This is a genomic window from Prosthecobacter fusiformis (assembly GCF_004364345.1).
Lineage (GTDB): Bacteria > Verrucomicrobiota > Verrucomicrobiia > Verrucomicrobiales > Verrucomicrobiaceae > Prosthecobacter > Prosthecobacter fusiformis.
Genome location: NZ_SOCA01000002.1, coordinates 808,963 through 829,189 on the forward strand (window position 1 = coordinate 808,963; position 20,227 = coordinate 829,189).

Genomic DNA, 20,227 nt, shown 5'->3' on the forward strand with positions numbered 1-20,227 from the left:
CTCATGGAGCGCAGCCTGGACAAGGATACCGAATTACTGATTGATGCCATGCGTGGCATCGCAGCTTTGCTGGTGGTATTCACCCATGCTTTTGACCTGGCTGTTTCTGAAACCTACGGCTGGAACTACGCGAACAATCCTGAGGCATGGCGCTGGGCACGGGCCAGCTTTGGACATGGTGGTTTTCTCGTCTGGTGCTTCTTCATGATCTCCGGAGTCTGCATTCACCAGTCCATCTCCCGCAGCATCGCCAGTGGGGAATTCTCTTTTTGGCGATATGCGGTCGCGCGCATCTCCCGGATTTATCCGCTCTTCATTCTTGGCCTCATCCTGGCGGTTCTCGCCTGGCTTTTGCATGAGGATTTTGGAGAGGGATACAATGAAGCTCCACTGCGGGAAATGGCAGCAAGCCTTGTGAGTTTGCAAATTTTCACGACTCCATTTCCGGCTTATGAAACCTCATGGAGCCTCAGTTGTGAGATGATTTATTATACCATCTGGCCGGTTGCCCTGCTCTTAATGCGGGGCCGTGTGAACTGGGCGGCTGCTTTCTCGCTGACTTCAGTACTGGTCATGGTCTGTATGATCATGCTGCTGTGGAAAGGTTTCCATTTCTTTGAACACAGCGCTTTTTTTGAGGGCTTGTGGATTGTGTCAGTTTTGCTGCCTGTCTGGGTCTGTGGGGCCTGGCTGGCAGGGCATTGGGGCAGTGCCAAGTTGCAAATCAGCCGTCGCACCTGGATTGCATCCATCCTTCTCTGCATCCTTTCGGAATGCCTGCTCATCGTTCTGAAGTTCAAACAATATCCCCATTGGGCGGTACATCTGGCTGGCTGGAGTTCCATTCCGGGCCTCATGCTTTTTCTACTGGGTGCACGGTTTACCCACCTTTCAGCCCGCAGCTGGGCGGAACCTGTTTGCCGTTGGCTGGGCCAGTTCAGCTACCCCTGTTACATTTTGCACATGCAATTGCTTCTCCTTCTGGACCATTTTGTGGACATTTATGGCAACGGTCTTGCGCATCGCTATCCTGTCCTCCATGCCGTTTTTGAGTTTCTTATCGTCCTCGGTGTCTTGGTTGTAGTCGGGCCGAAATTGGAACGGTGGACCATGCACTGGCGGAAAATCTGGCTTTCAAAGCTGCCTAAATCAGGGGGAAATCTCACTTTGAAGCCTGTTTAAGAGGCAAAATGCGCGATATAAATTTTAGGACGTAATCAATATCTCCTAGATTTATTATGAAATTTATGGCAAACTTAGGTTATGAAGCTCGCTTCTCGAATTTTCTATCTGCTTTTGACCACTACCAGTTTGGCTTTCGGCCAAACGGTGGCCGTCAACGGCGTGGACAATGATGGTTACATTGGTGTCTATGAGATCAATGATCAGCATTACTGGTGGCTGTGCATTGAGCCCGTCACCACCCCTGCTGCCATCGCGGGAGAGGGCTTTTTTGCTGAGCAGACAAGTTTGCTCAGTGGCTGGGACCAGCAAAACACAGAGCGTCAGCTTGAATACAGTAACAGTCTTCAGGCCCAGGCCGCCTTGTCCAAGCAGGTTTCCGTCATGCAATACGTGCTGGATACTTACCTGCCCATCACTGCGCTCACCACTCCAGGTCAGGTTTTAGAAGGCAGCGAAAACGCAGATTTTTACGAGTCTAACAATGACTTCTACAACTCCATGTATGCCGTTCAGCATTTCCTCACGGAAATGTATGGCAAACCGGAGCACACAGATTTCACCGATCTAGCAGACTTTGGGGACCGTTGGTTGGAGGAGTCGGATTTCTCTGCTTCAGGCATTGCCCGTTCGGACTTATACCAGGAAATCCTGGCAGATGTAGCTCTCAAAGATGGCGATGTGAATTTCTTCAATAATTATCTGGTTGAGAACGACTACTACATCGCCAATACCCTTTTTGGAGAGGCGAGTCCTGACAACTGGCAGGATGCCCTCATCATCGTTGCTCCGGTTCCAGAGCCAAGCGGAGCCCTTTTGATCGCCTGCTGCGGATTGGCCATGATGCTTCGTCGCTGGCGGAAGCTGGCTTAATGGCGGGTTAAAATTGTCTCCCGCATGAGGTAGGCGGTGAAACCTTTGAGGCCCTCACGACCCACATGTCGCTGTCTCCTCCATCCGGTCGGTTGCGTGCAGAATTGCACTGCCACACCATTGCCTCCAGCGATGGCATGATCACTCCAGATGGATTGTTGAAAGCAGCGGCGCTTCAAAAGCTGGACGTCATCGCCATCACAGATCATGACACGACCGCCGGAGCCATCGAGTTTCAAAAGTGGTTCCGCAAAAAGAATTCGGCCACGGAGATCCTCATTGGCGAAGAGCGCACCCTGTCCAGCAAGTGCCACCTGATCGGCCTTTTTTTGCGGCAGGACATTGTGTCTCAGGACCTTTCTGAAGCCATTCAGGAAATTCATGCACAGGGTGGACTTGTGCTGGTTCCACATCCGTATCGTTTGAAAGATGGTTTGTTAGGCCCCCGTGGTCCTGGATCCGGCGGCTTGGAAAAGGCGGACGCCTTTGAATTTCACAATGCAAAAGGAAGCCATGCGGATAATTCCCAAATGCGCGCACATTGGGAGTCCACCGGTCCGGCAGTCTTTGGTGGCAGTGATGCTCACTATGAGGCCGATGTGGGCCAGTGTGTGAATGAGATCGTACCCTGCGGTTCGGCAGAAGCCTCCGTCCGGGCCATGCTCATGCGCCAGACTTCCTTCCGTATTCTGGCCAGGCCCCAGGCAGCCAGTTCAGGGGAGCGTAAATACGCCGCCGGATACTATGCGGTGAAGCGTTTTGTATCCGTTCCCAGACCGCTGCTTCCACTCGCCAAAAAAGCCTACCGCCTATACTGGAATGCGCGTGGTGGAAACATGCCTCATGCTTTGACCGATATACTTTCCCATCCAGCCACGGCTCATGCATAAAAAGTCCATTCGCAAGCTGGCCCAGCTCCATGGCTGGTGGACGTATCAGTCCTTCCTGAAACGCACCCGATCCTACTCCGAGGATCAGCGCCAGGCCTGGATTCGACAGCAAATGCAGCAGACTTTGATTCGTGCTCATGAGGGTACCCGATACTACGCGGAGATCTTCAAAGGCATTGGCTTTGATCCGCGCACGGACTTCACTGGACCGGAGACACTCACTCGTCTTCCATTACTCACCAAAGACATCATCCGGGAGCGTTTCGACGACCTTGTCGATTCTCGTTACCGTCGTCTCAGCGCCTATGCTGAAACCAGCGGCACCACAGGTAAGCCGATGCGCATGCTGCTAAATGAAAGTTACATCGCCCTAGATTATGCCTGCATGTATGAGATGTGGGCCCAGGCTGGTTACCGTTTTAGAGATCCATTCCTCGCCCTCCGCAGTTATGTGCCATCAAAGGTCGGTGATCCGCTTTGGATTCATGACAAGGCGCAAAACACCCTGTTCATGTCAGCATATCATTTCTCGCCACGCACGGCTCAGGAATACATGCAGGCCATTGAGTCCTTTCAGCCTAAATTCATCCGCAGCTATCCCTCATCACTTCTTGTCCTGGCAGAATACCTTGAACGTACAGGAAAGACTCTGCCTTCCGTCAAAGGACTTTTCACCGCTTCAGAGACCCTTGCGCCGCATGAGCGTGAGGCCATCGAGCGCGTTTTCGGTCGCATCCTTTTTGACTGGTATGGCATGACGGAGCCCACACTTGTCGCCTATGAGGGAGCAGATCATGATGGCCTGAACATTGTCTGGCAGTATGGTCATGCCGAGTTTCTTCCGGATGATAGTTTGGCTCCTGGCGATAGCCGACTCATCGCCACCAGTCTGCAAAATCCGGTGATGCCCTTCATCCGTTATGACACGGGCGATATCGTTACACGCCATGTTTCAGAGACCCCGGAAACACTGTTTCCCCGTAAACTGGCCCGCGTCCAAGGTCGCAAAGACGATGTCATTCTCACCCCGGATGGCCGTCGTCTGCCCTCCGTTAATTTTTATTCCGTTTTCCGTTCAGCTCCTGGTGTCGTCCGTTTCCAGATCGTCCAGTTTGGGGCGTCCGATATCGTGGTAAACATCGAAAGCACCGATCCAGGCTTCGAGCGCCATCCAGCCTACCGCAAGGTGCAGGAAGAAATGCGTTCCCGCTTTGGCGATGCCATGTCCGTGGAGTATCGGATAAACCAGCGCTTCGAAACCAATCGCGATGGCAAGACCCCTGTCGTCCTCCGTAGGCGTGCCAATAAGGCCGTGGAGGAACGCAAAGAATACGTGCTTTCTTCCCAGGTAGCCTGGTCACGCTCCAGGGCAGGGGAGGATATTTTGAAGCTGGACTGGAATGAGGCGGATAAGCTCCCTTCTGACCGCGTCCGTGAAAAGCTCGTCTCTCTCGTTCAGGATCCTCATTCCATCATCTGGTATCCAGAGGCCTGGCCTGCTGCTCTGCATCAGGCCCTGGCCACGCATCATCAGATCCATGAAACCAGCCTTCTGGCCACGCATGGCTCAGACATGGCGCTCTCATACCTGACCCAGTGTTATGTCACGAATGGTGACAAGGTGATGATCGTCGCTCCTGGATACGATAACTTCCGCGCGGTGGCCGAACAGCGCGGAGGCCAGGCTCTTCATTTCACATTCAACGGAGATGGCGAATACCCTCTACAGGAGATGCTTCGCAGCATTCAGGAGGAAGTCCCCCGACTTATCTATCTGACCAATCCCAACAATCCTATCGGATACTGCCTTTCTCAGGAAGCCATCGCTGCCATCTGCACCGCCGCCGCCCGTGAGTCCGCCCTTGTTGTCGTGGACGAAGCCTATGCCGAGTTTGCGGATCATGACTGTGTGCCATTGATCGCTAGCCATGCCAATCTCGTCATCGTGCGGACTTTCTCCAAAGCTTTTGGTTTGGCCGGTCTTCGTGTCGGGTATCTGATCGGTGATCCTGCTCTTATTGAAACGGTCCGCCGTGTGGCCAATCCCAAGCACCTCACCACCTTTGCCCAGGTCGCTGCACAAACGGTTCTGGAAGATTGGCCGCAGGTGAAAATCCACATTGAAGAGGTGAAGCAACAGCGCGCCCGTTTCATCGCCTTCCTGCGCAACCGGGGGATCAAATGTTTTGATTCGCATGGAAACTTTGTCCTCTTTCAAATGCCTGAAGCGACCGGATTGGCCCAGTGGTTGGAGACCCAGGGCATTCTCATCCGTGACCGTTCCACTCAGCTCGCCAGCAGTGCCCGTGTGACCATCGGAGGCAAGGAAAGTACAGACCGCTTAATCGCCGTGTTTGAAGAGTATTGGCAGACTCATCCTATTCCATAAAGACGCTGTCCTTTCGTCCATGCACTTGCAACAAAGCACTCTCTGAACGATGTTAAATAATGTCCGGTTCAGGCATCATGCACAGTCGTTTCAAGACACGATTTTCCCCACGATATCCCCGGATGGGGAATGCATGGGGATACCCATTCCATCGCAATGCATTGATTACCAATTGGTTATGCCAAATTATCCCCAAATGGGGAAAATTCTATTTTTCTCCCCATCCCCACGTTTGATGCCTCAGATCTGACTGCATGCGCCAGCTCGCCCAATACCAGGATGGTCGTCTTGAACTTCAGGATGTACCTTCCCCCCTCCCTCCTCCCGGTGGCATTCTTGTCCAGACCACCTGCTCAGTCATCTCTCCAGGCACTGAGAAAATGAAGGTGGAGCAGGCCCGGATGTCCCTCCTTCAGAAAGCCAAAGCCCGGCCAGACCAAGTCAAAAAAGTTCTGGATACTGCCCGCACTCTCGGCTGGAAAGCCGCCGTGGAAAAGGTGCGTAACCGCCTGGAATCTCCCTCCCCCCTGGGGTATTCCGCCGCCGGTGTTGTCGTGGCTGTGGATGAATTGAATACCCGTTTCCGCATCGGTGACCGTGTGGCCTGCGGTGGGGCCGAATGCGCATTCCATGCGGAGATGATCTCCGTGCCAGATCTCCTGGCCTCGCGCATTCCGGAAGGAGTCGAAGACTGGCAGGCCGCTTACACCACACTGGCTGCCATCTCCCTGCAGGCCGTCCGACAGGCCAATGTACAGATAGGGGACCGTGTCCTGGTCTTGGGTCAGGGACTCGTTGGTTTGTTGGCCACCAGCCTGCTCCGGGCCTCTGGGGCTCGTGTCTTGGGTGCGGATTATGTTCAGGGCCGTCTCGATACCGCCCTGGCCATGGGGGCGGAGCGTATCATCAATCCTGGTCAGACCCAGCTCACGGATGCTGTTCATGACTGGACCGATGGCGAGGGCGTCGATGCCGTCCTTCTATGTGTAGGCGGTAAAGGTAGCGATGCTGCGGATACCGCCATCACGTGTCTGCGTGACCGGGGTGTCATTGTCATCGTTGGCATCTATGATGCCGAGCTTTCCTGGAAGACCGCATACATGAAGGACATCCAGGTCCGTTACTCTCGCAGTTATGGCCCTGGCCGATACGATCCCCAGTATGAATGGGGCGGTAAAGACTATCCTATCGGTTATGTCCGGTGGACCGAGAACCGCAATTTCGAGGCCTGCCTTCAGCTCATGAAAACTGGCCAGCTCGACCTGGCCCCCATTACTACCCGCCGTGCCCCTTTTGCAGAAGCGGTATCCATTTACGATGCCCTCATGCAGCCTGGGAATGCAGACATCGGCGTTGTTTTGGAATATGCTTCTAGAACACATGTCCAGCCGCAATCTTGCGCTGAAGACAACCCGCCCGTTGATCATACTGACTCCACGCCTGCGCCACATCACTCCAGTCCGGTCTCTGAACTGCATGTCATCGGTGCCGGTAACTTCGCCCGCACGATGTTGCTCCCGCATCTCAAGGGAAACATTGCTTTGGGATGCATTGTCAATGCCACCGGACTGAGTGCTCGCCACGTCAAAGAAAAGTTTGGCTTCGCCAATGCGGAAACAGACCCATCCCAAGTCTTCTCTCACCCTGGTGATGCACTCATGATCGGCACGCGTCATCATCTTCATGCTCCGCTTGCGCTCAAAGGCCTAGCTCAAAACCAGCATGTGTTTGTGGAAAAACCCCTTTGTCTAACGCGGGAAGAACTGCTTGAGATCGACGAGGCCATGCGCACCACCCAAGGCAGCCTCATGGTGGGATTTAATCGTCGTTTCGCTCCGGCCACAGTTGAACTTAAAAGTGTATTGGCAAAACTTCCGGGTCCCAAGACCCTGGCTTATCATGTAGTCGCCGGTCCTCTAGCCCCTGACCATTGGTATGCGAATGTGGAGGAAAGCGGTGGCCGCATCTTGGGTGAGGCCTGTCATTTTTTTGATTACGCATGCCATCTGCTCGGACGTCCGGTGAAGGTCATGGCGCAGACGGTCGGTCGTCAGGCATTCCCCGACTCCATGACTGCCCAAATAGAGTTCGCAGACGGTTCATCCGCCCAGATCGTTTATACCGCAGATGGAGACTCTGCTTACCCGAAAGAAAGCTTTCGCCTTTTCGCTTCAGGATTGGTGGCTGAATGTGAAAACTTCCAGAAGCTGGTGCTGCATAGGAATCGCAAGCGCACCGTCATATCCTATTCATCCAAAGGACACGCTGAAGAGATGGCGGCCTGGCTGTCTTTTCTCAAGCTTGATAAACCACACCCGATGACCTATTCGGATATCCATCGAAGCATGATATTGACGTTTGCCGTATTGGAAAGTCTGCGCCAGGGATGCGCGATCCCTGTTTGAGCGGATGAAGCTACCCCAAACCATCGCCTGGTATATGCACCGGCTGCGGGCTATGAAGCCTGCGGAAATCAGGCACCGTCTGGAGGAGAAGTGGCGGCAGTTTACTCAGCCAGGTTTTTTGGAAACCCTCGTTTCTTTTGATCCTGGGCCTGCATCTGCGCGGGGGCCGCGCTTGCCAGACAAGGCGACCGCATCCCTGGAATTGCGCACAAGGCTGGCAGCAGATGCGCAAAAACTCCAGGCTGGTCAATGGCTGCTCTTTGGCTGGCGCGAGCTGGAGGTGGGTTCGCCTCCATGCTGGCATCGGGATGCTTTCTGCGGGGTGGTCATAGATCCTGACAAACCGGCGCATCTCCTCAATCACCGGGACCTTCCAGACGGGGCTGATGCACGCACCATCTGGGAGATCAACCGCTGGGCGGAAATGACCCGGCTGGCCATGCATGGCTGGTTGAACGGTGATGCCCCGGCCATCCGGACCGCTCAGCAATGGCTGGAAGACTGGTGTGATCGCAATCCCCCAGGGCAGGGCATCAACTGGACCAGTCCGCTGGAAGCCGCACTGCGGCTTATCAATTTCACTTGGTTTGATGCTCTGGTCGCTGCCCATGGAGGTGAAAGTTTAAAGAAAGCCCAGGCACAGCTTGTCCGTCGCATCGTGCCTGTCCATGCCGCCTGGATCTGGCGTTATCGCTCGGCAGGTTCATCCGCGAATAATCATTTGTTAGGCGAACTGACCGCTCTGGTGGTGGCCGTCTCACGGTGGCCGGGTTTGTCTGAGGTGGCCTGTTCTGCAGAGACCGCGTGGGATGTTCTAGAGCAGGAGATACTGCATCAGTTTTCCCCAGATGGGGGTTCTCGTGAGCAGGCATTGCACTATCATCTTTTTGCCTTTGACCTTGCTTGGCTGGCAGTGCTCACCGTGGGATGCAAGGCTGGCCCGGTTTACGACCGCCTGGCTGCCGCCTCCGGCTATTTTCAGGCCCTGGCACACGGAAAAGAGCCATGGGACTTCGGTGACAATGACGATGCGCAGGTTCTACCCGTGACACGGGACCGCTCCCTGGCTGTTCATGAATGGCTGGAATGGCTGAATGGGGAATCTGGTGATCTACGCTTTTGGTTAGGTGTGCCACCTCCGGCGCTTTCTGTTCCCCCTCGATACATTTTTCCTGCAAGCGGCATGGGCATCGCAGCGGAGAATGGATGGAAGGTCAGAATTGATGCCTCGCCATTGGGTTTTGGCTCCCTGGCTGCGCACGGGCACGGGGATGCTCTCCATGTCTCCGTCTGGGATGGGGATAACGCATTGTTGGTGGACCCAGGTACGGGTGGTTACTACGGGCACCGTCAATGGCGCACAGAACTTGCCGCCTGGACCGCCCACAACGGTCCCCAGCCATTGCAAGGATACCAAACACCCCGGCGGCTTGGTGCTTTTTTATGGACCCGGCATCACAAAACGCCCGCGCTGTCCATGGATGCAAGCGTCATCACTGCGGAGCTACAGCATGAGGGGCACCACTTTAAAAGAAGTGTTAGCGTGACACCTGAGGGCGTGCAGATCAGGGATGTGGAGGCTGAGAAAAAGAACTTCAAAGTGCGACTGATGTTCAGCCCTGAATGTCAGATTAAGAAGATTTCAAGTGGCTCCGAAAATGGCTTTGAGATCAATCGCGAGACGCGCGGATGGACATTGTTTATCAATCCAGAGGTCGCAGATGCTTTGCTCACAGAAGGGCGGGCATCACCTGCCTATGGATGCATGGAGACTGTGCAAGTGCTTGAGCTAACCAGCAAGCAAGGAGAGCTGATGCTCACCATCCAAAGGCGCTTTTGATTTTCTCAAAGGGCTATCCTCTTGTTTTGTGTTTCAGCCTGCAAGTCTCTACCTTGTTTCATCGTTTTCTTCATCCCTTTTATCATGACCTGCCCGGCTCGCTTCTTCGTTATACTGACCCTTTTGACTTCCTCAGCTCTTCATGCGGAGCCGCAGTGGATCTGGTCTTCTAAAAAAGCAGCGGCGCAGGAAAAGGTGACCTTTAAGCACAGCTTCACCCTAAAGCTGACACCTAAATCCGCGAGCCTGAGCCTGACCTGTGACAATGGAGCCACTGCTTTCATCAATGGTAAACAGGTGGCTGTGAATCCCGACTGGCAAAAGCCCGTGAAGGTGGATGTTATTAAAGCTCTCGAAGTGGGGGCCGTGAATGTCATCGAAGTACGCGCAACCAACAAAGGTGGCAGCGCGGGCATGATCGCGAAGCTGGAGCTGGAAAAGCAGCAGGGAGGCGCGGAGGTCATCGAGACGAGCGGCGAATGGCAGGCTACTCCAACTGGCAAGACCGAATGGAAACCGGTGGCGGTGCTCGGTGCCTACGGGATTGGGCCATGGGGAAAGGTCTTTGATGGAAAGGCTGGCTCCTCTAAAAAAGATGCGCCGGTGATTGCTGCCGCTGGCATCACAGTACCTGCTGGTTTTAAAGTGGAGCTTTTATACTCGGTGCCGAAAGAGGAGCAAGGCTCCTGGGTGGCCCTAACAACGGATGACAAAGGCCACCTCATCGCCTGTGATCAGTATGGAAGCATCTACCGGATGGCTGTTCCTGCCATCGGCAAAACTGAACTTTTGAAACCCGAAAAACTCAAGCTGGATTTCGGCAAGGCTCATGGGCTTCTGTACGCCTTCAACAGCCTCTATGTCATGGTCAATGAGAATGGCAAAGAGAACGGTCTCTATCGGCTCAAGGATACGGATGGTGATGATCAGTATGACAAGGTGGAAAAGCTCATCAACATGGGCGGTGCTGGTGAGCATGGTCTGCATAGCATGACCCTCAGTCCGGATGGCAAGCGCATCTTTTTCAATGCGGGCAACAGCAGCGAACTGCCTGCTGAGCTGACAAAAAGCCGCCCTGCCAAACTGTGGGGTGAGGATCATGTGCTCCCTCGCATGTGGGATGCCAATGGTCATGCACGTGGACGCATGGCCCCTGGCGGATTCATTTGCAGCATGGATGCGGATGGCAAAGATGTGGAACTCTTCTGTTACGGATTCCGAAATGAATTCGACATCACATTCGACCTCAGCGGCGAGCTATTCACTTATGATGCCGACATGGAGTGGGACATCGGTTCTCCCTGGTACCGCCCTACTCGTGTGAACCATTGCGTGAGCGGTGCTGACTACGGCTGGCGCAGCGGCAGCGGCAAGTGGCCCGGATATTACCCGGACAGCCTCCCCACCACACTGGACATCGGCCCAGGAAGCCCCACGGGTGTGGTCAGTGGCAAAGGCGCCAAATTTCCCGCCAAGTATCAGCGCGCGGTATTCATCAATGACTGGACCTACGGCACCATGTGGGCCATCAACCTCCAGCCTAAAGGAGGCAGTTTTGTGGCAGAAAAAGAGGAGTTTGTTTTTGGTAAACCACTGCCTCTGACAGACGTCATCATCCATCCTCAAGATGGTGCTATGTATTTCGCTGTGGGTGGTCGCCGCACTCAGTCTGGAGTCTATCGTGTGATCTATGCCGGGAAAGAATCCACGGCACCCGTGGAGGCATTGCCAATGGATGAGGAAGCCCACACGCGCCTCACCTTGGAAACCCTGCACGCGGAAGGTGGCGATCCTCAAAAGACCCTTGCCACAGCCTGGCCCTACCTGAGCCACAGCGACCGCCATGTGCGTTATGCGGCTCGTGTCGCTATTGAAAAGCTGCCCAAGGATCTCTGGCAGGAAAAGGCACTGGCAGAAACTCAGCCTATGGCCGTCATCGAAGGCATCATTGCCCTTGCGCGGGTCAACGGGACGAAGAGCGAAGCCCCATCTGAAAAGCCAGCCGCAGGTTCTTCATCGCCGAGCCTCAGTGACGTTGCCCCCGAAAACGTAGAGCTTCAGTTGAAAATGCTGGAGACTCTCAGTCGCCTGGAAGGTGCAGAATTGAGCCTCAATCAGCACCTCGGTGCTTTGCGTGCTTTGCAGCTCGTCTTCACCCGTCTCGGCAAACCTGCTCCAGAAGTTTGTGAAGCGATTGTGGAAAAACTGGAGCCGCTTTTTCCAAGTGAGAATGAAAGCATCAACCGTGAGCTTTGCCAGATTCTCATCGCCCTGGATTCTACACAGGCCCCAGCCAAGACGATTGCTCTGATGGCCACTGCCAAAGACGACTTCCAGGCCGTTGCCACAGATGCCGTGCTCAGTCGCAATGATGGTTATGCCAACGCTGCCCGTGCCGCTGCTGGCAGCCGCCCAAACTCCCAGCAGATCGCCTACATGTTCGCGCTGCGGAATGCCAAGGCCGGCTGGACGCCAGAGTTGCGCAAGACCTTCTTCTCCTGGTTCCCTCGCGCCCGCACATGGAAGGGTGGCAACAGTTTCAAGGGTTTCATCGAAAACATCCGCAAGGATTCCCTGGCCACATTTGTGCCAGAGTCGGAACTAGCAGAACTGGATGCCATCAGCAGCAAAGTGGAGGGTGCCGACATCCCCAATTACGTCGCACCCAAAGGACCGGGTAAAGCCTGGTCGGTGGATGAGGTTGTCGCCCTTACATCCGGCGGACTCAAAGGCCGCGACTTCAAAAATGGCGAGGCCATGTACCGCAGCGTCATGTGCGCCACTTGCCACCGCTTCAACGGTGACGGCGGCAGTATCGGTCCGGACCTCACCGGCAGTGGCAACCGTTATACCATGCGCGACCTCATGGAAAACATCGTGGATCCCAGCAAGGTTATTTCCGACCAGTATGACAGTCACCAAATCACCAAAAAGGACGGCAGTACCATCCTGGGCCGCATCGTCGTCGAGGAGAATGGCAAGGTCTTCGTGATGGCCAATCCCTTCGCCCCGAATGACCAACTCGCCATCAATGTGAGCGAGATCGCCAGCAAAGAAACGCGCCAGGTTTCCATGATGCCTCCCGGCCTCATCAACGCCCTCAACCAGGACGAACTCCTCGACCTGATCGCCTATCTCATCAGCGGCGGCAATGAGCAGGACAAGGTATTCAAATAGCACATCCTACGTGGACAAATTCCCCGTGATGCTTTAAAATGGCTTCATGACGGCCGCCGTTGAGCACATCAAAAAGGAGATCCGCAGTCTCGGTCCTGATGAGATCGAAGCCCTCCTGCGTGATCTCCAAAACGAGTACGTCCTGCCCCCCACTGATGACGAATTCGCCTCTATCGAAGCCGAATGGGACGCGGAAATAGACCGGCGCATGCAGGACGTTATCGAAGGCAGGGTGGAGTTGATTCCAGGCGAGGAAGCAGATCGTCAGACGGATGCTTTGTTTGCCAAATTGGGAATAACACGTCCGGTTTATCGTCCGTGATGAATTGGAAGATTCATCCTGCGGCAAAGCTGGAACATGATGATTTAATCATGTTATTCGGGGTGTTGATGAATCTCTTGTGATCAAGTTTGAAAGAGCATATTTGCGATGCAGGTATCTGATCTGTCAGAACCCTCTGCTCTATAACGTTCGCTGGAAAGATGTGCGGCGGGTTAATTTGGCTCCTCGCTTTGATGAATACTACATCCCTTATATGACCTGGAATGAGAAGGTGGTCATCCTCGCGATGTGAAGGGCCGAAGGGGGAGCTTTTATAGCGCCAGGTGCCCGAGGGCGAGCAGGCCGTAGTAGGTATATTCGGGGTCGAGGGTGTCGTCGGTCCAGTTGCCGTGAAAGCCGCCCTCGGCACTCCAGAGGCTGTCCACGAAGTCGAGGCAGGGTTCGCGCACACGTTCGATGGCGGCGTCATTGCCGGAGAGGGCGTGAAGGGCTACGGCGGTGGAGAGGAGGTCCGGGATGGGGGCACCTTGTATGGCCAGGAAGCCACCTCCGGGAAGGCACTGGCGGACCAGCCACTCCACACTGGCTGGAGGTGGGGGCATTTGCAGGTGGCGGTAGAGCGATAGCATGGCGGCTGTGGCGGTGGTGGAGCCAAGGCGGATGCCGGGTTCATTGGACCAGGCTCCATCGGGTGTTTCCAGACTGTCCATGCAGAGGGCGATGTTCATCGCATCCGGTGGCAGCAGCCCCAGGTCCTGATAGCCGCCCCAGGCAATGAGGCAGCCGTAAGCACTGCCATTCTTACGTCCAGGTGCCTGATGATAACCTCCGTCGGGGGTGCGATAGGCTTCGATGCGTTCTGCCAGTTTAACACGCGAGGCTTCGGGGAATCCAGCCATGCCAATGCCAGCCCAGCAGCGTGCGAGGCAGCACAGGTGGACAAAGTCAAGGCCTGCGCCATCCCCAAAATGGCCTAACCAGGAGCGTGTTAATTCAACGGGAGGACTGGCTTGTAAAGCCATGAGGCCTTCCATGCCAAAGACCGTGTAATAGAGATCCGGTTTACCGTCACGGTCCATGAATCCGCCATCCGGGTGGAGGCGGGAGTTTAAAAAAGTGGCAACAAGCTCTGTGGATTCACCCAGGAGCTTGGGGGCCACCCTGGCGACCTGAAGCATTTCGAGTCTGAAGGACATGCTTTTTTTATCCGGCAAACGCAACGCTGGGCACGCCCTGAGCACCTGGACGGCAGACGAAGAGACGGCCGGCATGGGCTTCTTCCAGGTCACCTTTGACACCTGTCGTTACGTAGAGATCACGCAGCTCCGGGCCACCAAAGGCGCAGGCCGTTGTCTCGACACAGGGGAAATCAATCTGCTGCACCACCTGCGAAGTGGCCGGATCAAAACAGACAACCTTGGCCCCATGACAGAAGGCGATCCAGAGGCGGTCCTCACTGTCGATCGTCATTCCGTCGGGGCTGCTGGAATCTGCGCTGGTATCCCAAATGACACGCTCGTTGCTGATGTCAGCAGTGGTAATATCGAAGTCAAAGGCACGGATCTTTTTACTCGGCGTATCGATGTAGAACATGGTTTCGCCGTCGCGGCTCCAGATGATGCCGTTGGAATTGGTCACTGGGCCGAATTTCTTTTCCACCGTGAGATCTTTGCGGAGACAATAAAGGGAGGCATCCGGGCGTTTCTTGAGGCAGATCGTGCCTGCCCAAAAACGGCCGAGGGGGTCGCACTTGCCGTCATTAAAGCGGTTGTCGAGGAGATCCGGCTCAGGATCGGCAATCGGGGTGCTGATTCCTGTTTCTTCATCCAGGAAAAAGAAACCCTGATCCCCCGCCCAGACGAGGCCGCCTTTTTCGCGGACCACCACCGTGCCTACACGCTGGCCTACATCCCAGATCTTTTCCTCCCCGGTGGCTGGGTAGAAGGCGATGATCTTATAGCTTTCGATGTCCACATAAAGCAGACGGTTTTTGTCCCAGATCGGGCCTTCGCCCCAGACGGAAGTGTATGTGCCGACAATTTCAGGTTTGGTCATGCACACGTGATAGGCGGGAGGAAGTGGAGGTCAAGGCATGAGGGAACATGAGGTTCAGGTCAGACAAAATTGGCCGACCTGAATCCTATCGCGGGACATGGTGATTACCTGTCTTTCAGCCGTGTAAATGTTTTGGCTTCGCCGAAAAGTTTATCCCAGTCTGGAGACTTGTCCTGGAGGGCTTTTTGAGTCGCAGCGGCGCTGACCGTATGCTCACCTTCTGTTTTCAACGGCCGGATCTGCATCTTGTCCCCAGCGGCTTTTTCGACCAGGAGCAGGGTATAGGTGGGCGTATCGTTTTTCGGCAGACCGTCTTCAAAGGTGGCGGCGAGCTTAACCTGCCAGACGTCTTTTCCCCCTACTTTTAATGGCCGGACTTCAAAGTAGGAACTGCCCTTGGAACCGACGGGATAGTTGAGCATGAAGGCATCCTGTCCGATGGGGGCAAGCACAGCAAATTCACGCCCTCGTGCATCGCCGGTTTCATCTTCACTCATCCAGACGCCGGCCACTTCTGGGTCAGCCATGACAAAACCGCCTGTAAAGACGGGTTCGGTAAACAGACAGGATGAAAGCCCCAGGGCGAGAGTGGCTGTGGCGAGAAGTTTGAAGATGGATTTCATGAGAATTAGGCCGCAATGTTGGGCGCATCTAAAGGAGACTGTGTTTTTTGCAGAGTATTCAAAAGTTTGTCTCTAAATCATGCAGCCAGCACGATTAAAGCGACCCTTTGTGGTGCATGATGCAATTAATGGGTGGGAGCTGTACCGATCTGCCTGGGAAAAAGACGATGGCACGCTCCTTGCCCTAACCAATTGCAGTGTGGCGACTGCCATGCCCAACTCAACCTATCGCATCATGAAACGCATTTTTATTACACTCATTGCCATCTCTTCGCTGGCCTCTTGCGCCACTGGTCCTAACGCACAGACCGGAACCGTCGTCGGCGGTCTGGGCGGTGCAGCCTTAGGCGGTATCGTCGGCAATCAAAGTGGTCGTGGCCTGGAAGGCGCTGCCATCGGTGCTGGTCTCGGAGCCCTAGCTGGAAATGCCATTGGCAACTCCCAGGACCAACGGAATTATCAGCGCGGTCGCTACTACAACAATGGTCGTTATTACAACCAGCGTGGCTATCGGAACAACCGTTACTATTACTATTGATACATGATGAATCAGAGGACGCGCCCTTGCTCCACAACAGCTCGGGCCGCCTCAATTTCATCATTGATCACTACCGTGGCACCGAAGCGTTTCAAGCGTTCAACGTCTGAAGCGAATCTTGCCCTTGCGAGCACCGGAATATCCTTTCGGTGCTCGCGTATTTGTGACAAGGCCTGCAAGGTCAATGTGGCATCAGGGAAGGTAAAGGCGACCATGCGGGCTTCAGAAAGACGGGTGAGTTCCCAGGTTTCCGCATGGGCGGCGTCGGCAAAGAGGACGGCCTGACCTTGACGCTTTAACAGGCTCACTGTTTCTGCATTCAGTTCTACGATGAGTGTGGAGACACCTTCGTCGTGTAGAGACTTGTTCAGTTGCTGTCCTACCGGACCATATCCGCAGATGATGGCGTGATCATGCATCACACTCATCTTTTGGCGCATGGGGGCAGATTCAGGAAGAGCAGGTTTTTTTCTTCCCCAGCCGAGTTTTTCCAAACGAGTTCCAAGAGGTTCTCCGGCGCGCATCAAAGCGGGAAGAAGCCCCATGCTGAGCGCGGCGCTGGCGATGAATGTCTGTTGGGTGCCGGAATCCCAAACTCCCGCGTGGCCGGCCTTCTGTAACAGTACCAAGGAAAACTCCCCTGCGCTGCAAAGTCCCAAACCGGCCATCAGTGACTGCCGGTGAGCTAGGCCGAGTAGGCGTGCAATGAGGGTGATCAATCCAGCCTTGGCCACCATGATGACTGTCGTGAGGGCCAGGATGGGTTTCCAATATATGGCTGCCACTTGAAGGTCGATCATCAATCCCACCGAGACAAAGAACAGGGTGAGAAAAAGATCCTTGATGGGCATGATGTCCGCAAGGATGCGATGTTTGAAGATGGATTCGCTGACGGCCAAGCCAGCGACAAAGGCCCCCAGGGCAAGGCCAAGCTGAAGAAGGCCCCCGATGAAAGCCAAGCCGAGGCAGGAGCCGACGACACTCAGGGTGAAGAGCTCACGGTTACGGGTGCGGGTGACGGCATTCAGCAGCATGGGAATGACCCAGCGTGCGGCTACGCCAGCGAGGATGACAAAGAGGCCACCTCGCCCCAGCAGTGAGCCGACGCGCTGCCAAATGCTCTGGTCTGCACCGCCTTCATGAAGAAGAAGGGGAAGGACCAGGAAAAAGACAATGATGAAGAGATCCTGGAAAATGGCCACCGCCAGGGCCATTCGTGCACCCGTGCTGGATTCGAGACCCAAATCCTGAAATGTTTTTAAACTGACCGCAGTGGAACTCATGGCCAGAGCCACGGCCAGCAGGATTGCACCTGTCATCGAAAGACCACCGATCCAAGCGCCTGCACCGGCAATAAGGATGCACAATCCCATCTGCCAACCACCCCCGACGAAAGCTAGGCGCCGGACGTAACGCAGGTCACTCAAGGAAAACTCCATGCCCAGGGTGAACATGAGCAACATCACACCAAACTCTGACATTTGTGCAATGCGTGCTTCAGATTCGCCACCACCCAGCAGATCCAAAACGCCGCTATTGGCGACGATGACACCGCAGATGAAGTATCCCGCCAGGAGGGACTGCTGAAGTTTTAGCAACAGCAGGGAGACAAAGACCACCGTGGTGAGCATGACCGCCAGGAGTGTAAAGAGAGGCGGCAGCCCCTCAGCAGCAGCGAGCAGGGGAGTCAGGCGGGGAAGCATGGTCTGTCATGGACAAGACATGCGCTTTGCTCAAGCGGAATGAGAGAGGAACTTAAAAATCTTGGTTGAGAAAAGACCCAAAGCTATTTGGACTCGCCGGATTCCAGGCGTGAATATGGGAAAAGGCTGTCCAATAAGCGAGAATTGAGTCCTTATGTAAAAACAGCTCTTTCCGAGCTGTTTTTTATTTTTATGAACCGCCGTTTATTTCTAACACAAGCTCTCGCTGCCAGCGCCCTCCCTTCCTTCATTTCGGCTGCCGATGCCGCTCCGAAAAAGAAGATCCTGCTGCGCTCCTCCTGGCAGACGGAAAATATTGGAGACATCGCGCATACGCCGGGGATGTTGAAGCTTTTGGAAACCTACCTGCCGGAGTATGAGGTCACTCTGTGGCCAGGTAGCGTGGAGAATGGGGTGGACAAAATGCTGATGAAGCGTTTTCCAAAACTCAAGATCCTGGCCAAGGGTGACACGGCGAAAGAAGAGGCTTTCAAGAGCCATGACTTCCTGCTTCATGGTTCAGGCCCAGGCATCTCCAGCGGGAGCATTGTTGACTGGACACAAAAGACCGGAGGCAAGCCCTACGGCATCGCTGGGGTAACCTGGGGCTACATAAATGCCAAGGCGGGGCTGGAGGTGATCAATGGCTCCCAATTCACCTTTTTCCGGGATTCAGTTTCGCTGGAGACGGCGAAGAAACTAGAAGCGACCTGCCCGATCATGGAGTTCGGACCGGATGCGACGTTTGCCTGCGATCTGGTTTCCGATGAACCTGCAGCGGCTTGGTTAAAGGAAGTCGGCCTTGAAGATGGCAAGTTCGTTTGCTGCATTCCGAAGCTGCGGCGCACGCCGTATTGGGAGATCAAAAAGCATGTGCCCTTCAATGAAAAGTCCCATGCATACAATGAGAAAATGAAGGAGCACGACATCGCTCCTCTGCGTAATGCGGTGATTGCGGTGGTGCGTGAAACCTCAATGAAGGTCCTGCTGTGCCCGGAAGATGCGAGCCAGATGAAACTGAACAAGGAGATGATCTACGACAAGCTGCCTGCGGATGTGAAAGACCGGGTGGTGTGGCGTGAGCAATACTGGCTGACGGACTTTGCCCAAGGAGTCTATAACCGTTGTGCGGGCTTGTTCGGCAATGAGCAACACAGCCCCATCCTGTGCATCGGTCATGGCATTCCCGCCATCGTCTGCCGCTATAAGGAGCAGACAAGCAAGGGCTTTATGTGGAAAGATATCGGTCTTTCGGAATGGCTTTTCGACCATGACAAAGACGAGGCGGAAAAAGGTCTGACACCGGCCGTTCTGGCGATCATCAATGACCAAGCTGCTGCGCGAGCCAAGGCGCTCAAGGCCAAGGGCATCGCCGATGACCGGATGAAGCGGATGATGACTGTCCTCCGTGAGGAGCTGGAAAAGTAGGGCTAAACAAAAAAAGCCCAGGCTTGAACGGCCTGGGCTTTTTTTTGGCGAATTGGTTTATTTGAGAGCCGCATAAACGCGATGTACGTCCGCGTGACCGTCCAGCCCTTGGAGGAAGTTGGTCACATCGTCGCGCTGGGCTTCGGTGAGTTCAGGATAGTCCTTCGGCTGGTAGTGCATTTCAGAGGTGGTGATGCTCCATCCGGCTGCTTTGAGCGCCTTGGTCACTGTGTCCAGGGAAGGGATGGGGCAGAAGAAACGGGCTCCGATGTGACCTGCGGCTTCTTCTTCATCCAACTCCAGCGGTTCCACATTGTCTGCTTCAGCCTCAAGGGCGGCGACTTCGATGTCGATGGCCTTGTCGGTATGCTGACCTTCGATCAGACCGCAATGATCAAACATCCAGGCAACGGAGCCTGGGGTGCCCATGCTGCCGGCTTTGAAAAGTACACGTACTTCTGAGGAGGTACGGTTGTTATTATCGGTAAGGCATTCCACCATGACGGGGACACGATGGGGGCCGAAGCCTTCGAACATCACGGTCTGGTAGTTGACCTGCTCACCGCCAATGCCTGCGCCTTTGGCGATGGCCCGCTCAATGGAATCGCGGGTGACGCTCTGTTTACGAGCGGCGGCGATGCCCGCGAAGAGGCGTGCATTGAGATCAGGGTCCGGGCCGCCAAGACGTGCGGCCACCTGAATTTCACGCGTCAGTTTGCCGACGAGTTTGCCTTTTTGATCGGCGGCCAGTTCCCGCCATTTTTGTTTCCATTGTGCGCCCATGAGTCAATAAAAGAGTGAATTCGTATCGAAAGGCAGGCGGGGTGAGAATGCAAGGGTG

15 protein-coding genes are annotated in these 20,227 nt (G+C 54.8%); 10 read left to right on the top strand and 5 right to left on the bottom strand.

Annotated features, from left to right (window positions below):
• Positions 1 to 3: 3 nt before the first annotated feature.
• The 8 genes from EI77_RS09170 (at position 4) to EI77_RS09205 (ending at position 13,078) form a co-directional block, all read left to right on the top strand.
• On the top strand, positions 4 to 1,182 hold the full coding sequence (locus EI77_RS09170; protein WP_133794910.1) for an acyltransferase family protein: 1,179 nt from the start codon (positions 4 to 6) through the stop codon (positions 1,180 to 1,182).
• 81 nt (positions 1,183 to 1,263) lie between these two features.
• The gene (locus EI77_RS09175; RefSeq protein WP_133794912.1) at positions 1,264 to 2,055 is read left to right on the top strand and encodes a hypothetical protein; all 792 of its coding nucleotides are present in this window, start codon (positions 1,264 to 1,266) and stop codon (positions 2,053 to 2,055) included.
• 65 nt (positions 2,056 to 2,120) lie between these two features.
• A complete protein-coding gene (locus EI77_RS09180) occupies positions 2,121 to 2,945 on the top strand; it encodes a PHP domain-containing protein (protein WP_133794914.1) in 825 nt (274 codons plus the stop codon).
• Entirely contained in the window at positions 2,938 to 5,334 is a 2,397-nt protein-coding gene (locus EI77_RS09185; protein ID WP_133794916.1) for an aminotransferase class I/II-fold pyridoxal phosphate-dependent enzyme, read from the top strand. Before EI77_RS09180 ends, EI77_RS09185 begins: the two co-directional genes overlap by 8 nt.
• Positions 5,335 to 5,588: 254 nt before the next feature.
• A complete protein-coding gene (locus EI77_RS09190; RefSeq protein WP_133794918.1) occupies positions 5,589 to 7,739 on the top strand; it encodes a bi-domain-containing oxidoreductase in 2,151 nt (716 codons plus the stop codon).
• A 4-nt stretch (positions 7,740 to 7,743) separates the two neighbouring features.
• Positions 7,744 to 9,579, top strand: a complete 1,836-nt coding sequence (locus tag EI77_RS09195; RefSeq protein WP_133794920.1) for an alginate lyase family protein — start codon at positions 7,744 to 7,746, stop codon at positions 9,577 to 9,579.
• Between the two features lie 84 nt (positions 9,580 to 9,663).
• Positions 9,664 to 12,756 (top strand): c-type cytochrome, encoded by a 3,093-nt coding sequence (locus EI77_RS09200; RefSeq protein WP_133794922.1) that lies wholly within the window; start codon positions 9,664 to 9,666, stop codon positions 12,754 to 12,756.
• Between the two features lie 46 nt (positions 12,757 to 12,802).
• The gene (locus EI77_RS09205; protein ID WP_133794924.1) at positions 12,803 to 13,078 is read left to right on the top strand and encodes an addiction module protein; all 276 of its coding nucleotides are present in this window, start codon (positions 12,803 to 12,805) and stop codon (positions 13,076 to 13,078) included.
• A gap of 272 nt (positions 13,079 to 13,350) precedes the next feature.
• Here EI77_RS09205 and EI77_RS09210 read toward each other — a convergent pair whose 3' ends face one another.
• The 3 genes from EI77_RS09210 to EI77_RS09220 form a co-directional block, all read right to left on the bottom strand.
• Positions 13,351 to 14,235 (bottom strand): prenyltransferase/squalene oxidase repeat-containing protein, encoded by an 885-nt coding sequence (locus tag EI77_RS09210; RefSeq protein ID WP_166647145.1) that lies wholly within the window; start codon positions 14,233 to 14,235, stop codon positions 13,351 to 13,353.
• 7 nt (positions 14,236 to 14,242) lie between these two features.
• On the bottom strand, positions 14,243 to 15,094 hold the full coding sequence (locus tag EI77_RS09215; RefSeq protein ID WP_133794928.1) for an SMP-30/gluconolactonase/LRE family protein: 852 nt from the start codon (positions 15,092 to 15,094) through the stop codon (positions 14,243 to 14,245).
• A 104-nt stretch (positions 15,095 to 15,198) separates the two neighbouring features.
• Positions 15,199 to 15,717, bottom strand: coding sequence for a hypothetical protein (locus EI77_RS09220; protein ID WP_133794931.1), 519 nt, complete (start codon positions 15,715 to 15,717; stop codon positions 15,199 to 15,201).
• 235 nt (positions 15,718 to 15,952) lie between these two features.
• Here EI77_RS09220 and EI77_RS09225 point away from each other — a divergent pair, with 235 nt between their 5' ends.
• Entirely contained in the window at positions 15,953 to 16,255 is a 303-nt protein-coding gene (locus tag EI77_RS09225) for a glycine zipper domain-containing protein (protein WP_243838737.1), read from the top strand.
• 11 nt (positions 16,256 to 16,266) lie between these two features.
• Here EI77_RS09225 and EI77_RS09230 read toward each other — a convergent pair whose 3' ends face one another.
• Positions 16,267 to 17,958: a cation:proton antiporter domain-containing protein gene (locus tag EI77_RS09230; protein ID WP_133794934.1), complete on the bottom strand. Its 1,692-nt coding sequence runs from the start codon at positions 17,956 to 17,958 to the stop codon at positions 16,267 to 16,269.
• Between the two features lie 192 nt (positions 17,959 to 18,150).
• On the opposite strand from EI77_RS09230, the gene EI77_RS09235 reads away from it, so the two are divergent.
• On the top strand, positions 18,151 to 19,386 hold the full coding sequence (locus tag EI77_RS09235) for a polysaccharide pyruvyl transferase family protein (protein ID WP_243838740.1): 1,236 nt from the start codon (positions 18,151 to 18,153) through the stop codon (positions 19,384 to 19,386).
• A gap of 57 nt (positions 19,387 to 19,443) precedes the next feature.
• Here the strand turns inward: EI77_RS09235 and EI77_RS09240 are convergent, their stop codons facing one another.
• The gene (locus EI77_RS09240; RefSeq protein WP_133794936.1) at positions 19,444 to 20,169 is read right to left on the bottom strand and encodes a YebC/PmpR family DNA-binding transcriptional regulator; all 726 of its coding nucleotides are present in this window, start codon (positions 20,167 to 20,169) and stop codon (positions 19,444 to 19,446) included.
• Between the last annotated feature and the right edge of the window lie 58 nt (positions 20,170 to 20,227).

Excerpts from the sequence above, each read along its gene's own strand:
- EI77_RS09170 (WP_133794910.1), top strand. The coding sequence starts at position 4 with ATGGAGCGCAGCCTGGACAAGGATACCGAATTACTGATTGATGCCATG.
- EI77_RS09175 (WP_133794912.1), top strand. The coding sequence starts at position 1,264 with ATGAAGCTCGCTTCTCGAATTTTCTATCTGCTTTTGACCACTACCAGT.
- EI77_RS09180 (WP_133794914.1), top strand. The coding sequence starts at position 2,121 with ATGTCGCTGTCTCCTCCATCCGGTCGGTTGCGTGCAGAATTGCACTGC.
- EI77_RS09185 (WP_133794916.1), top strand. The coding sequence starts at position 2,938 with ATGCATAAAAAGTCCATTCGCAAGCTGGCCCAGCTCCATGGCTGGTGG.
- EI77_RS09190 (WP_133794918.1), top strand. The coding sequence starts at position 5,589 with ATGCGCCAGCTCGCCCAATACCAGGATGGTCGTCTTGAACTTCAGGAT.
- EI77_RS09195 (WP_133794920.1), top strand. The coding sequence starts at position 7,744 with ATGAAGCTACCCCAAACCATCGCCTGGTATATGCACCGGCTGCGGGCT.
- EI77_RS09200 (WP_133794922.1), top strand. The coding sequence starts at position 9,664 with ATGACCTGCCCGGCTCGCTTCTTCGTTATACTGACCCTTTTGACTTCC.
- EI77_RS09205 (WP_133794924.1), top strand. The coding sequence starts at position 12,803 with ATGACGGCCGCCGTTGAGCACATCAAAAAGGAGATCCGCAGTCTCGGT.
- EI77_RS09210 (WP_166647145.1), bottom strand. The coding sequence starts at position 14,235 with ATGTCCTTCAGACTCGAAATGCTTCAGGTCGCCAGGGTGGCCCCCAAG.
- EI77_RS09215 (WP_133794928.1), bottom strand. The coding sequence starts at position 15,094 with ATGACCAAACCTGAAATTGTCGGCACATACACTTCCGTCTGGGGCGAA.
- EI77_RS09220 (WP_133794931.1), bottom strand. The coding sequence starts at position 15,717 with ATGAAATCCATCTTCAAACTTCTCGCCACAGCCACTCTCGCCCTGGGG.
- EI77_RS09225 (WP_243838737.1), top strand. The coding sequence starts at position 15,953 with ATGAAACGCATTTTTATTACACTCATTGCCATCTCTTCGCTGGCCTCT.
- EI77_RS09230 (WP_133794934.1), bottom strand. The coding sequence starts at position 17,958 with ATGCTTCCCCGCCTGACTCCCCTGCTCGCTGCTGCTGAGGGGCTGCCG.
- EI77_RS09235 (WP_243838740.1), top strand. The coding sequence starts at position 18,151 with ATGAACCGCCGTTTATTTCTAACACAAGCTCTCGCTGCCAGCGCCCTC.
- EI77_RS09240 (WP_133794936.1), bottom strand. The coding sequence starts at position 20,169 with ATGGGCGCACAATGGAAACAAAAATGGCGGGAACTGGCCGCCGATCAA.